This window comes from Burkholderia sp. AU33545, assembly GCF_020419685.1.
GTDB lineage: Bacteria > Pseudomonadota > Gammaproteobacteria > Burkholderiales > Burkholderiaceae > Burkholderia > Burkholderia diffusa.
Genome location: NZ_JAIZRQ010000009.1, coordinates 123,363 through 136,584, shown reverse-complemented (window position 1 = coordinate 136,584; position 13,222 = coordinate 123,363). Strand labels below are relative to the sequence as shown.

At 68.8% G+C, this 13,222-nt stretch carries 14 protein-coding genes and 1 pseudogene; 9 read left to right on the top strand and 6 right to left on the bottom strand.

The window, feature by feature from the left end:
- Nucleotides 1-108: 108 nt before the first annotated feature.
- Entirely contained in the window at nucleotides 109-1,089 is a 981-nt protein-coding gene (locus LGM71_RS27790) for an AAA family ATPase (protein WP_226117609.1), read from the bottom strand.
- A 227-nt stretch (nucleotides 1,090-1,316) separates the two neighbouring features.
- On the opposite strand from LGM71_RS27790, the gene LGM71_RS27785 reads away from it, so the two are divergent.
- The 9 genes and pseudogenes from LGM71_RS27785 (at nucleotide 1,317) to LGM71_RS27745 (ending at nucleotide 9,531) form a co-directional block, all read left to right on the top strand.
- Nucleotides 1,317-2,036: a nitroreductase gene (locus tag LGM71_RS27785; protein WP_124902938.1), complete on the top strand. Its 720-nt coding sequence runs from the start codon at nucleotides 1,317-1,319 to the stop codon at nucleotides 2,034-2,036.
- Nucleotides 2,037-2,182: 146 nt separating this feature from the next.
- Nucleotides 2,183-2,671 (top strand): hypothetical protein, encoded by a 489-nt coding sequence (locus LGM71_RS27780; protein ID WP_174909410.1) that lies wholly within the window; start codon nucleotides 2,183-2,185, stop codon nucleotides 2,669-2,671.
- A gap of 5 nt (nucleotides 2,672-2,676) precedes the next feature.
- Nucleotides 2,677-3,492: an endonuclease/exonuclease/phosphatase family protein gene (locus tag LGM71_RS27775; protein ID WP_059607406.1), complete on the top strand. Its 816-nt coding sequence runs from the start codon at nucleotides 2,677-2,679 to the stop codon at nucleotides 3,490-3,492.
- A 71-nt stretch (nucleotides 3,493-3,563) separates the two neighbouring features.
- Nucleotides 3,564-3,695 (top strand): annotated as a pseudogene (locus LGM71_RS27770) (LysE family translocator); the annotation flags it as partial.
- Nucleotides 3,696-3,921: 226 nt separating this feature from the next.
- Nucleotides 3,922-4,692 carry a ferredoxin--NADP reductase gene (locus LGM71_RS27765; RefSeq protein ID WP_059535031.1) on the top strand — a complete coding sequence of 257 codons (771 nt, stop codon included), beginning with the start codon at nucleotides 3,922-3,924 and terminating at the stop codon, nucleotides 4,690-4,692.
- Nucleotides 4,693-5,108: 416 nt separating this feature from the next.
- Entirely contained in the window at nucleotides 5,109-5,918 is an 810-nt protein-coding gene (gene rqpS, locus LGM71_RS27760) for a quorum system sensor histidine kinase RqpS (RefSeq protein ID WP_226117607.1), read from the top strand.
- Nucleotides 5,919-5,925: 7 nt separating this feature from the next.
- On the top strand, nucleotides 5,926-6,582 hold the full coding sequence (gene rqpR, locus LGM71_RS27755) for a response regulator transcription factor RqpR (RefSeq protein WP_059607410.1): 657 nt from the start codon (nucleotides 5,926-5,928) through the stop codon (nucleotides 6,580-6,582).
- A gap of 197 nt (nucleotides 6,583-6,779) precedes the next feature.
- Nucleotides 6,780-8,186: an amino acid permease gene (locus LGM71_RS27750; RefSeq protein ID WP_124902934.1), complete on the top strand. Its 1,407-nt coding sequence runs from the start codon at nucleotides 6,780-6,782 to the stop codon at nucleotides 8,184-8,186.
- 319 nt (nucleotides 8,187-8,505) lie between these two features.
- Entirely contained in the window at nucleotides 8,506-9,531 is a 1,026-nt protein-coding gene (locus LGM71_RS27745) for an XdhC family protein (protein WP_059607548.1), read from the top strand.
- A gap of 79 nt (nucleotides 9,532-9,610) precedes the next feature.
- On the opposite strand, the gene LGM71_RS27740 is transcribed toward LGM71_RS27745, so the two are convergent.
- The 5 genes from LGM71_RS27740 to fliS form a co-directional block, all read right to left on the bottom strand.
- Nucleotides 9,611-10,345 (bottom strand): PepSY-associated TM helix domain-containing protein, encoded by a 735-nt coding sequence (locus LGM71_RS27740; RefSeq protein ID WP_226117605.1) that lies wholly within the window; start codon nucleotides 10,343-10,345, stop codon nucleotides 9,611-9,613.
- Between the two features lie 264 nt (nucleotides 10,346-10,609).
- Nucleotides 10,610-10,930 (bottom strand): EscU/YscU/HrcU family type III secretion system export apparatus switch protein, encoded by a 321-nt coding sequence (locus LGM71_RS27735; RefSeq protein ID WP_226117603.1) that lies wholly within the window; start codon nucleotides 10,928-10,930, stop codon nucleotides 10,610-10,612.
- Complete coding sequence (locus LGM71_RS27730; RefSeq protein WP_226117601.1) at nucleotides 10,927-12,282, bottom strand: flagellar hook-length control protein FliK; 1,356 nt, start codon at nucleotides 12,280-12,282, stop codon at nucleotides 10,927-10,929. The genes LGM71_RS27735 and LGM71_RS27730 overlap by 4 nt, the downstream gene beginning before the upstream one ends.
- A gap of 75 nt (nucleotides 12,283-12,357) precedes the next feature.
- Entirely contained in the window at nucleotides 12,358-12,690 is a 333-nt protein-coding gene (locus LGM71_RS27725; protein WP_151052763.1) for a flagellar protein FliT, read from the bottom strand.
- Entirely contained in the window at nucleotides 12,687-13,121 is a 435-nt protein-coding gene (gene fliS, locus LGM71_RS27720) for a flagellar export chaperone FliS (protein ID WP_059535013.1), read from the bottom strand. Before fliS ends, LGM71_RS27725 begins: the two co-directional genes overlap by 4 nt.
- Between the last annotated feature and the right edge of the window lie 101 nt (nucleotides 13,122-13,222).

The window sequence follows — 13,222 nt, the reverse complement described above, 5'->3', positions numbered from 1 at the left end:
CTTGCGCATCGAGGGGAGAGAAGGGAATTGTACGTCCCGGTCCGCCCGCTTGCCGAACGTCTCCGTATCGGCCTGCACGCGCCACGCGGCGAGGCGCGCGCGGCCGGCTCAGAATCCGATCGGCCGGCGCTTCGTCGCGCCCTCGTCGGCGCGGATGTCGGACGGCGCGATCACGTCGCGGCCGCCGAGCCGCGCGGCGCCGAACGCATGCAGCAGCGCACGGCGCATCGTGCGCGGCGGCGTCGCGGCCAGCACGTCGAGCGCGTCGTCGTCGAGCGTGTCGGGGAAGCGCCGCCCCCACGCGTGCGACGTGCGGATCTCGTCGTAGATCGTCTGCGCGATACGGCGCGCGCCGGCCGCGTCCGGCGGCGCGATCTCGTACACGTTCATCCGGTTCAGCAGCGCCTCCGGAATCGCCTGCGCATCGTTCGCGGTCGCGACCCAGATCACGTTGCCCGCATTGATCGGCACTTCGGCGAATTCGTCGACGAACGCGCGCGCGGTGTCGTGCTCGAGCAACGCATACAGCGCGCCGAGCGGATCGTATTGCGCGTCGCTGCCGGCCTTGTCGATCTCGTCGACCGCGATCACCGGGTTCGCATAGCTGCCGTTGACGAGCGCCTCGAACACCTTGCCGGGCTTCGCGTTCTTCCATTGCGACGACGCGCCCGACAGGATCCAGCCGGCCGTCAGCGAACTCATCGGCACGTAGTGATACGCGGTGCCGAGCAGTTGCGCGAGCGCCTTCGCGAAATGCGTCTTGCCGATGCCGGGCGGCCCGAGCAGCAGGATCGGCATCAGTTCGAGCCGGTCGTCCGTCTCGAGGCACAGCGCGACCTGCTTGCGCACGTCGTCGAGCGGCTCGGTGAAATTGGGCAGCGCGCCGCCGAGTTCGTCGAATGACGGCATCCGGTTCGGCTTCACGCAAAAGCGCAGATTGCCGGTCTTGAGCATCCGCTCGTAGGTGGCGCGCAGTGCGTCGCTCGCGCTCTCGTTCAAGTCGTTCAACGCGGTCTCGACCTGCTCGAGGTCGTACACCGTGCTCAAGGACGCTACCGCCAGTTCCTGTTTCACCATCGCCGTCGTCATACCAACCTCGCTACCACTACCGTCACACGATCATCAGACCCTTACGATTTCAGTGTAGCGATCCCGCACCGGCGTGCAAGCAAGCAGCCGCCCCGGTCTGCTGCTAACACCGCGCGCACACTGCAGCGCCGCGCGGTGCGGCGTATGATCGATGATTCACCGGCCGCCGCGCCGGCCATGCCACGGCGCCCGCGCGGCGCCGTGCGCTTCGTTTCGAAGGTATGCCGATGTCCATCCCTGCTGCCGTCCCGCGCGCCGACACCGATGCGATCGACGCCGTCGACTCCGCGCTCAAGTCGCGCCGCGCGATTCGCGCGTTCCTGCCGACGCCCGTGCCGCGCGACACGCTCGAGGCGATCCTCGAAGCCGCGAGCCGCGCGCCGTCGGGCACCAACATCCAGCCGTGGCGCGTGTACGTCGCGACCGGCGCGACCCGCGACGCACTCGCCGCGGCCCTGAGCGCCGCGTACGACGATCCGGCGCGCGACGAGAAATACGTCGCCGAGTACGACTACTATCCGCGCGAATGGGTATCGCCGTATATCGACCGGCGCCGCAAGGTCGGCTGGGACCTGTATGGTCTGTTGAACATCGGCCGCGACGAAAAAGCCCGCATGCACGCGCAGCATGCGCGCAACTTCCGCTTCTTCGATGCGCCCGTCGCGCTGTTCTTCACGCTCGACCGCGTGATGACGCACGGTGCATGGCTCGATTGCGGAATGTTCCTGCAGGGCGTGATGACGGCCGCGCGCGCACGCGGCCTCGACACCTGCCCGCAGGCCGCGTTCGTGCCGTTCCACCGGATCATCGCCGAGCATCTCGGGATGCCGCCCAATGAGCAGCTCGTCTGCGGGATGTCGCTCGGCCATGCGGACCCGGATGCGATCGAGAACCGTCTCGTCACCGAGCGCGCGAGCGTCGCCGAGTTCGCGCGCTTTTTCGCTTGAAAACGCATGACGCGGACCTACCTTTCGATCAGGACCGGATCGTGCTGCGAACCTGCGGCGATACGTCCTGTCACACCACCGTCCCGATCCATCGGGCGTAAGATGTGCGTCCGTTCCCCGCTACCCCGCGTTTCCGGAGAAGTTTCATGCTGAAACACGGCCTGGCCGTCCTGCTCGCGAGCGCCGCGCTCGCGGCCCATGCGCAGAGCCCCGCACCGGCCGTCGTCGCGTGGGAGATCCAGGTGGTGCGCGACGGTCAGACGATCGACACGTTCCAGCAACGCACCACCGTGGGTCAAACCCGTACCGACACCCATCGCTATCCGTCCGCCGTGCCCGTCGGCTGCGGCAATGCCGCGCGCGTCGTGCCGACCGAGCGCTCGCGCTCGGTGACGGTCGCGCCGCTCACCGTCGACGACGCCGCGCACACGGTGTCGCTCGCGCTCGACGTGCAGGAAACCCTCGACGACGAAAACGCGACGCGCAGCGATCCGTGCCTGCCCGCGTCGCCGCGGCAGATCGTCGCGAGCCATCCGGGCCTGTCGGTCGGCGGCGACGCATGGACCGACTGGACGCTCGTCGAGCAGCGCCCGCATCTCGTCTACCGCGTGCGCGCGCACGTCACGAAGGACTGAGCGCCATGTCCGCCGACGCCCTGTCCTTGCCGTTCGCCGAGCCGCACGCCGCGCCCGACGAAATCACCGCGGTCAGCTGGAACCTGCACAAGGGCCGCTCGCCGCTCGGCTTCACCGCATGGAACGCGATGCGCAACTGGATGCAGTCGACGCACGCGGACGTGTATTTCCTGCAGGAGGCGATGGCGCGCCGCATGCCGCGCCCGATGCTCGCCCCCGGCTTCGGCGCGCCGATGGACGACACGGTCGACGACGTGTGGCACTGCCAGGCCACCGAGATCGCGCAGGCGCTCGACTGGCAGATCGCGCTCGGACCGAACGTGTTCAAGCCGTCGTGGCGGCACGGCAACGCGATCCTGTCGCCGCATCCGCTCGACCTCGGCGGCCGATGGGACATCTCCGCGCACCGCTTCGAGCGGCGCGGGCTGCTGGTCGCGCGCGCGACGCTCGCGGGCGCACGGCCCGTCACGCTGCTGTGCGCGCACCTCGCGCTCACGCGCGCGGCGCGGCTGCGCCAGATGCACTGGATCGCGCACTGGATCGTGCGCAACGCGGGCGACGACCCGCTCGTGCTCGCCGGCGACTTCAACGACTGGCGCAACGATTCGGTCGCGCTGTTCGGCGAGATCGGGCTGTCCGAGGTCGCGACGCTGCTCGGCCAGTCGGGCCGCACGTTCCCCGCGTTCTCCCCGGCGCTCGCGCTCGACAAGATGTTCGTGCGCGGGCTGACGCCGCTCGAATGGCAGGCGCCGTCGGGCGAAACCGCGTGGCTGTCGGACCACCTGCCGTATATCGCGCGGCTGCGCCTCGATCCGCAGTGACGCGGTAGCGCAGCAGCAGGGCTGCGCGCTAGAGTAGCGATTTGCCGGCCCGCCGCCGCGCCCGCCATGAGTATTCGTGCGTCGCGTTCCTGTTCGCGAGCCCGCGTGCGCAGCGCGGCTACCGCCGCGCGCGGCGTCCACTCGACGCGCTGTGCGGCGCCGCGCTCGTCGGGCTGGGCGCGAAGCTCGCGGCCGATCGCTGAAAGCCGGTTGCAAGATTTCGTTGCGCCAAATCCGCGCAGCCGCGCGGGTCAAGCCCGCATCTGCCCCAAGCAGGGTAAAATAACCAGTTCCTCAATCGTCTGTCATCGAGAAGGCGCGTGTCCGACGCGCCGGCCGGCCGATCCGCGATCGGGCCGACGCACTCGGTTTTTTGCCCGTTTTTGGGCCCGTTACACGCGTCCGCTACGCGCGTCCGTTTTCAAAGCCATGAGCAAATACGACACCGCCACCGTCCAATCCGTCCATCACTGGACCGACACGCTTTTCAGCTTCACCTGCACCCGTGAGCCGAGCCTGCGCTTCAACAACGGCGAATTCACGATGGTCGGCCTCGAGGTCGACGGCAAGCCGCTCGCGCGTGCCTACTCGATCGTCAGCCCGAACTACGAAGAGCACCTCGAATTCTTCAGCATCAAGGTCCAGAACGGCCCGCTGACGTCGCGCCTGCAGCACCTGAAGGTGGGCGACTCGGTGCTGATCGGCAAGAAGCCGACCGGCACGCTCGTCGCCGACAACCTGCTGCCCGGCAAGACGCTGTGGATGCTGTCGACCGGCACGGGCCTCGCCCCATTCATGTCGATCATCCGCGATCCGGACATCTACGAACGCTTCGACAAGGTCATCCTGACGCACACCTGCCGCCTGAAGGGCGAGCTGGCGTACATGGACTACATCAAGCACGACCTGCCGGGCCACGAGTACCTCGGCGACATCATCAAGGAAAAGCTCGTCTACTACCCGACGGTCACGCGCGAGGCGTTCGACAACGAGGGCCGGATCACCGACCTGATCGCGACGGGCAAGCTGTTCACGGACCTCGGCGTGCCGGCGTTCTCGCCGGAAAACGACCGCGTGATGCTGTGCGGCAGCACCGCGATGCTGAAGGACACGACGGACCTGCTGAAGCAGGCCGGCCTGGTCGAAGGCAAGAACAGCGCGCCGGGTCACTACGTGATCGAACGCGCATTCGTGGACTGATCGATCCCCGAATTTGTGCAGCATCAAGAACCGGAGCAAAAAGCTCCGGTTTTTTTTCGCCCCTACTTGGCGAATTCGTAACAAACCACGATCATTCCATGGCAAATCGTTACATTTTGATACGCACCATCCAGGTGCTTCCGTGTCAGTGTTTTTCCTACAACAGCTTCACTCGGATTATTCACATTTACCCTTAAATGTCCGCCTGGCATGACGTTTTCCAAATTTTTGAGATATTATTCGCCCCGCGCGGTCGCCGATTCGGCGACCATTGGAGGGTCGGACTCAAACGTTACAAGATGTAACTTTTGTTACCTCGGTACGGGGCGATTCTCTGGCGGCTGCCGTCATCGAAACGGCAGCCGATCCAGGCAGCCAGCCGGTGTCCGAACCGCTTTCTGATAGCAGGGAGAGTCATGGTTACGTCGCTCAATGCGCCCACGGGCGCTCACGCCCCGTTCCCGTCGCAGCCGCTCGACTGCGACACAGCCGCGCCCGTGGCCGAAGCCCTGCCCGAACACGACACGTCCGCCGCCCGGATCGCGGCGCTGTCCCTCCAGCTGATGGTTGCCGACGAGGCGGCCCGCCGCCATCTCGCCGGCGAACTGCATGACGGACTCGGCGCCGAACTCACCGCCGCGCGTTTCGCGCTGGCAAACGTTCAAACGTGGCTGCCGGCCGATGCGCCGGACGGCTGCCTGCGCGCGCTCGAGCTGGCGCAGCAGGCGCTCGACTCCGCCACCGACGCCAACCGCCAGCTGATCGACGAGCGCGACACGCCGGCACTCGACGGCGGCGTCGTCGGCGCCCTGTCGACGTGGGTCGACAGCCACACGGCCCGCACCGGCCTGCGCACGAGCTTCGTCTGCGCGGCCGACGCGCGACTCACGCAGCTCGGCGGCGCCGGCGCGCTCGCCATCTTCCGCGTCGCGCAGGAAGCGCTGTCGAACGTCGCGAAGCATGCGCGCGCGACATCCGTCGACGTGCAGATCGACACCGACGAATCACATATGTCCCTGATCGTCACCGACGATGGGACCGGTCTTGCACGTAGCCGGCGCACCGGCTACGGTCTCGCCGGAATGCGCGCACGCTGCGAGGCGTTCGGCGGCAGCTTCGACGCGAGCGCACCGGAAGCGGGGCGCGGCACGCGCGTCACCGCGCGCTTCGCGTGGGACTCGCTGTTCGCGGAGCCGGCGGCCGCGCGCCGCGCATCGCTTTCGTGAGGCCCTCATGAGCCTGAACATCCTGCTCGTGGACGATCACGCGATCGTCCGGCAAGGGATCCGCCATCTGCTGATCGACCGCGGCATCGCGCGTAACGTGACCGAAGCCGAGACCGGCAGCGATGCGGTGGCCGCCGTCGACCGCCAGGCCTTCGACGTGATCCTGCTCGACATCTCCTTGCCGGACACGAACGGCATCGAGGTGCTCAAGCGCATCAAGCGCAAGCTGCCGGGCGCGCCGGTGCTGATGTTCTCGATGTATCGCGAGGACCAGTACGCGGTGCGCGCGCTGAAGGCCGGCGCGGCCGGCTACCTGTCGAAGACGGTGAATGCCGCGCAGATGATCGGCGCGATCCAGCAGGTCGCGGCCGGCCGCAAGTACGTGAGCCCGGCGATGGCCGAGGCGCTTGCCGAATACGTGTCGTTCGAGAACGAACCGCTGCCGCACGAGAAGCTGTCCGACCGCGAATACCAGACGCTCTGCATGCTGGCGTCGGGCAAGCGCCTCACCGACATCGCGAACACGCTGTCGCTGTCGGTGAAGACGGTCAGCGTGTACCGGTCGCGGCTGCTCGAGAAGATGCGGCTGTCGAACAACGCGGAACTGACGTTCTACGTGATGAGCAACCGGCTCGTCGACATGGCGCCCGCGTCGGGCGCCTGATTCATCGTCCTCACCGCGCCGGCCGGCTCCGCGCCGGGCCCGGTGCGCCGAACGACGCACACAAGCGCTTGTTTTATCGGACGATTCCCGAGCGCGCCGCTGCGCCGCAGCGGGTCTTCCACGCCAAATCGGCTAAAATTACGGGTTTTCACTCACTCGGCGCCGCCGCGCTCGCGCGCGCTGGAGACTCATCCGCAATGTCCCTCTTCCGCAAGAAAAACGTCGATCGCATGATCGCCGGCGCACACGGCGCCGGGCTCAAGAAAGCGCTCGGCGCAATCGACCTCACCTTCCTCGGCATCGGCGCGATCATCGGCACCGGCATCTTCGTGCTGACCGGCACGGGCGCCGTGCAGGCCGGCCCCGCGCTGATGCTGTCGTTCGTGATCGCCGCGATCGCGTGTGGCCTCGCGGCGCTGTCGTACGCCGAATTCGCGTCGACGATTCCGGTCGCGGGCTCGATCTACACGTACTCGTACGCGACGCTCGGCGAGCTCGTCGCCTGGATCATCGGCTGGGACCTGATGCTCGAATACGGCCTCGCGGCGTCGGCCGTGTCGGTCGGCTGGTCGGGCTACCTGCAGTCGCTGCTGCAGGGCTTCGGGCTCACGCTGCCGACCGTGCTGACGGCCGCGCCCGGCGCGATTCCGGGCGTCGTCACGTGGTTCAACCTGCCGGCGTTCCTCGTGATGGTGGTGATCACGACGCTGCTGTCGATCGGCATCCGCGAGTCGACCCGCATCAACAACATCATGGTGTTCATCAAGGTGTCGGTCGTGCTGCTCGTGATCGCGGTCGGCGTCTTCCACGTCACGCCAGCGAACTGGAAGCCGTTCATGCCGCACGGCTGGAACGGCGTGTTCGGCGCGGCGGCCGTGATGTTCTTCGCGTTCATCGGCTTCGACGCGGTGTCGTCGGCGGCCGAGGAAGTGAAGAATCCGAAACGCGACCTGCCGATCGGTATCATCGCGTCGCTCGCGGTGTGCGCGGTGCTGTACGTGACGGTCGCGGCAGTCGCGACCGGCATCGTGCCGTCGGCGCAGTACGCGAACGTGTCGCACCCGATCTCGTATGCGCTGCAGATCGCCGGCGAGAAGTGGGTCGCGGGCTTCATCGATCTCGGCGCGGTGCTCGGCATGCTGACCGTGATCCTCGTGATGAGCTACGGCCAGACGCGCATCATCTTCGCGATGTCGCGCGACGGGCTGCTGCCGGCGGCGCTGTCGCGCGTGCATCCGCGCTACGCGACGCCGTTCCTGACGACCTGGCTCGTCGGCCTGTTCTTCGGGCTGATCGCCGCGCTCGTGCCACTCAACGTGCTCGCCGAGCTGATCAACATCGGCACGCTCGCCGCGTTCTCGATGGTGTCGATCGCGGTGCTGGTGCTGCGCCGCACGCACCCGGAACTGCCGCGCGCATTCCGCTGCCCGGGCGTGCCGGTGGTGCCGATCCTCGCGGTCGGCGCGTGCCTGTTCCTGATGCTGAACCTGCAACCCGTCACGTGGGCCGCGTTCGGCATCTGGCTCGTCATCGGCCTCGTGATCTACTTCCTGTATTCGCGGCACCACTCGAAGCTCGCGCACGGTCAGCACGACGCGCATTGACCGCCGTCGCTGCGCGCGCACGCCGCGCGCAGCGGCACGACGCCACGCCGGGCCGTCACCGGCCCCGTGCGCGCCCCCTCCCCGCCCGAACCCGCCCGGCCATCGGCGCCCCTTGAGCGTGGCGCACCACACGCACCACACGCGCCGCCGCGCCCCGCCCGCACCCGATCGCTGTCCGATCGTCGCGATTTCTTGCCCGATCGTCCGGATTTGCGTGCACGATTTGCACGCTGCCAGCACGCGCGCGCCGGGCGGTTCATAATCCGGCCATCGAACGACGGCCCGGCCCGGCGGGCCGTCCGGCAACAGGAACGGAATGATGGAAAGCGTCGATCTCGATGTACTGAAATCCAGCGCGCGCTGGCTCGACGAAGGGCGCCGCGTGCTGCTCGTGACGGTCGTGAAGACGTGGGGTTCGTCACCCCGCCCCGAGGGCGCGATGCTCGCGGTGCGCGAGGACGGCCTCGTGGTCGGCTCCGTGTCAGGCGGCTGCATCGAGGACGACCTGATCGCCCGCGTGCATGCGAGCGGGATCGCGGCCGATGCACGCCCGGAAGCCGTCAAGTACGGCGTGACGGCCGAGGAAGCACACCGCTTCGGGCTGCCCTGCGGCGGCACGATCCAGCTCGTGCTGGAGCCGCTCACGCCCGACAGCGGGATCGCCGCGCTGTGCGCGGAAGTCGAGGCCGGCCGCCTCGTCACGCGCACGATGACGCTCGCGACCGGCCGCGCGTCGCTGTCGCCCGCGCAGGCGACCGACGGGCTCGCGTTCGACGGCGACCGGCTCGTGACGATACACGGGCCGCGCTACCGGATGCTCGTGATCGGTGCGGGGCAGTTGTCGCGCTATCTGTGCCAGATCGCGGTCGGGCTCGATTACCAGGTGACGGTCTGCGATCCGCGCGAGGAGTACACGGATGCGTGGGACGTGACGGGCACGCGCGTCGTACACACGATGCCCGACGACACGGTGCTCGACATGAAACTCGACGCGCGTTCAGCCGTGATCGCGCTCACGCACGACCCGAAGCTCGACGATCTCGCGCTGATGGAGGCACTGAAGACGCCCGCGTTCTACGTGGGCGCGCTCGGCTCGCGGCGCAACAACGCCGCCCGGCGCGAGCGGCTGCTCGAATTCGACCTGAGCGAGGCGGAACTGGCGCGGCTGCACGGGCCGGCCGGCATCTACATCGGCAGCCGCACGCCGCCGGAAATCGCGATCTCGATCCTCGCCGAGATCACGGCCGCGAAGAACAACGTGTCGCTGCCGACGATCCTGCAGGTCGAGGGCGCGAAGGCCGCCCGCGAGATCGCGGCGAACAGCGGCGCGACCTGCGGCCTCTGAAGCTGGTTGCCCCGTGGCGCATGGCCGTGCCGGAGGCCGTCATGCGCCGGCGGACAACCGGCGCACGTCGATGGTCAAGTCAGGCGAGACCCGCGGCGAGCGCCGCGGCGACGGAGCCTGCCACCAGCACGACGCCGACCGTGCGGCGCTTGTTCAGCTCCGTCCACAGCAGCACGCCCGTCAGCGACAACAGGATCAGCGAACCGGCGATCGTGTCCATCAGCAACACCCAGCCGAGATTCATGCCGACGCCGCGATGCAGGTTGTTCAGCGTGGTCAGGAACGTATTGCCGGTGCGCTTCACCGATACGTAGCCATTGCCGACCCAATATTCGGCCTGCAGGCTCTGGTGCGGACCGAACAGGCCCATCTGCCAGTGCTCCGGCTGCATCACGCGCTTGTCGCCCCAGGCGACCGGCTGCGCAGGCTCCTTGCGCACGCGGCCCGGCCGGCCGTCGAAGTGCAGTTCGTGCTGCAGCCACTTCGTCATCGCGGCCGGCGACTTCGGCGCCGGATCCGGCAACGCGATCTGCATCTGCTCGACCTGCGGTTCGCCGGTCGGGATCTTCAGCGGCGGCGCACGGTGGTTGAGCAGCACGCCCGTCACGCCGAACAGCAGGCCGAGCACCGCGCCCCAGAGCCCGACCCAGCCATGCACCTTGCGCAGCCATTTGATGAAGGTCGCGCGGCGCGAGCGCTGGCGGCGCGTCGCCAGTTCGGCGTCGCTCAGGGTTCGTGCGGCCGGATGCAGCACGGTGACGCCCGCTGGGGGCCTGCCCGCCTGCGGCGGGGCGATCGTTTCGGGCGCGTTCACGCGAGAGTATCCATTCGTTCAAAGCAACGGGCAGCGCACGAAAAACGCGCGCCGCCCGGATAACATGAAAATGAGAATGGATATCATTACACAAATGACGCGCCCGCTCAATCCCACGGCGAACGTCGACCGACAAGAATATCAGGCGATAACCGACGAAGCGCGCGGACTGCACGCCAATCCATGTCAATAGAAGGAAATGCCGGCGAAATTATTGTGAAAGACTGTGACAGCATCTCGCAAGGAAAACGGGCCGGCGAACGATCAGCGGCGCAGCGGCGGTAGCGGAAAGTGCGGGGCGACGTCGCCCGGCCCGAGCTCGGTCCGATCGAGCGCGTACAGCCATGCCAGCAAATCCGCGACGGCCTGGTAAAGCTGCGGCGGAATCCGGTCGTCGAGATCGACCTGCATCAGCAGCGACACCATCTCCGGCGCGGTATGCACGTACAGCCCGGCATCCCGCGCCCGAGCGACGATCATCTCGGCGAGCAGGCCGTACCCCTTAGCAACCACGCGCGGCGCGGTATCGCCCCCCTTCGGATCGTAGACGAGCGCGGTCGCGCGCTTGCGGGACGCCATGCTCATCGCGGCACCTCGTCGTCGGCGCCCGGCGTGCCGCCCGCCGCGCTGCGCGCATACGCGGCGGCGGCCGCCTGCGCGACGAGCGGGTCGAAGCCGTCCGGTTCGTCGCCGACCGCACGGATCGACAGTCCGCCGAGCTGCAGCCCCGATCCCTCGAACCGCTGCCGCAGCGCGGCCTCGTTCCGCGTGAGCCGGTCGGCGCCGGCCGAATTCGCGCGCAGTCGCGCGACGAGTTGCGCGCCATTGAGCACCAGCTCCGCGTCGACCGTGCCGAGCGACGGTAACGTGAGCGTCAGCCGCGTGCGCCATGCGATCCCGCTTCCTGCATCTTCGCCGCCGCGCGACGCGGAGCCGCCCGGATCGTCGGGCTCGATCGTCCAGTCGAGGCGCGCCCCGGGCCACGCCTCGCCCGCCCAGCGGAACTGGTCGGTCGCGAGCGCATCGAGCTGCTGCCGGACGATCGGCACGGCGGCCGGATGTACGGGAGCCGGCGCCTGCGCCTGCGGATCGGCCGACGCGGCGCCCAGTTCGGCGCGCGCGGGCGTCCAGCGCGTGTCGGGGCGGTCGCCGAGCGGGTCGGTCGTCGCGGCCGTGACCGACGCCGCACCTTGCCGAGCGGCGGCAGCCGCGTTCTGTGCAAGCTCGCGCGGCACCGCACCGCCGGACGCGGGCGTGCCCGGCTGCGTGGCCGTTCGCGCTGTCGTCGGTAGCGGCAGGCGCTGCGCGAGCAGTTCGTCGAGCACGTCGGGTGCGTCCTGCTGCGCGGCATCCGGGGCGGGCTGCACCGGCGCGGTCGTGAGCCGCGCCTGCGGTTCGCGCATCAGCGCGGCGAGCGGGCGCTGGCCGGCCAGCCACTGCGCGAGATGGGATTCGTAAAAGAGGCCGCTTTCGCTCACGGCCTGCGCGAGCGCCGCACGCAGCGCCGCGACGGGCGACGCGGCCGCCGCATCGCGCGCGGCCGCGACGTCTGACGCAGGCGTTGCGGTGGAAGGCGCGGCGGCGGACGCAGCCGGACCGGCGGCCGGCTGCCCGTCGGGCGGCACGGCCGCCGCCGTGCTCAGCAACACGGCAGGATCGGCCAGCAGCGGCGTGCGCCCGGCGATCACGGGCGTCGCGATGCCGCCCGAGCGCGAGATCGCGTCGAGCACGAGCGCGACCTCGGACAGCGCGGTCTGCGCGGATGCCGGTGGTGCCGCCGGCGGGGCCCCTGTCGAAGACGGCGACGACGCGCCGGCGCCCGGCGTGCCGACCTGCGCGGTCGCGCCGCCGCCAGCGGGCGCCGTCACGGAGCCGGTCAGCAGGCTGTCGAGGCGACTCGCCAGCAGGGCGGCCGCAACGGAGTCGATACCGGTCATGATCGGAGCCTGCTCACCTCAGCCACATCGTTGGGAAGCCGGGCAGGCGGCAACCGCCGCCCCGGCAAACGGGCACTACCCGCGAGCGCGGTAGAGATCGGTCAATACCTGGGTCGAGCGCCGCGCCTCGAACAGCGCGGACAGCCGGGCGACTTCCGGGCTCGCGAGATCGCGGATCGCGGCGTCGTCGGCGAGGATGCGGCGGATCAGCCCGAGCTTGCGACCGAGGTCGTCCTGGTCGAGCGCGACGCCCGGATCGGCCTCCTTCAGCCCATCGACGAGACGCAGGAATTCGGCCTGCAACTCCGGCAGCGCGCTCCACTCCGCGCCGCGCGCCGCGGACAGCATGCGGCCCGAAACGGCCGCGAGCGCCTCGTAGCGAGCGAAGTATTCGGCCTTGAGATTCATCGTGCCGCGCCCGCCGCCTGTTGCGCGGCCATGCGCGCGACTTCCGGAGCGATGCCCGTCCACGCTTCCTCGAGCGTCGCGAGCAACCCGTCGACCTCGACCAGCATCGCGTCGCTCGCGTGCATGTTGGCTTCCAGCAGGCGCCGGCCGATATACGTGTACAGCGCGTCGAGGCGCCCGGCGATCTGGCCCCCCGCGTCGCGGTTCAGCGACGCCTGCAGGCCGCTCTCGACGATCCCGATCGCCTTGCCGATCGCTTCGCCGCGTGCGGGCACGTTGCCCTGCTGCAGATGCATGCGCGCGAGCGCGATGGCCTGGCGCGCGCCCTGGTACAGCATCGCGATCAGCCGGTGCGGGGAGGCGCCCATCACCCCCGTCTCGACGCCGACACGCGCGTATGCACTGGCTCCAGCGTGTCCTGGGGAAAACATGCGCTTCTCCTTGTGTTGCGTTGGCTATGCGGTGGCCGCCGCGCTGCAATGCATGAAGCGGCCTTGTTCCAGAGTTATCGGAAGGGAATTGAAAAGCTTTA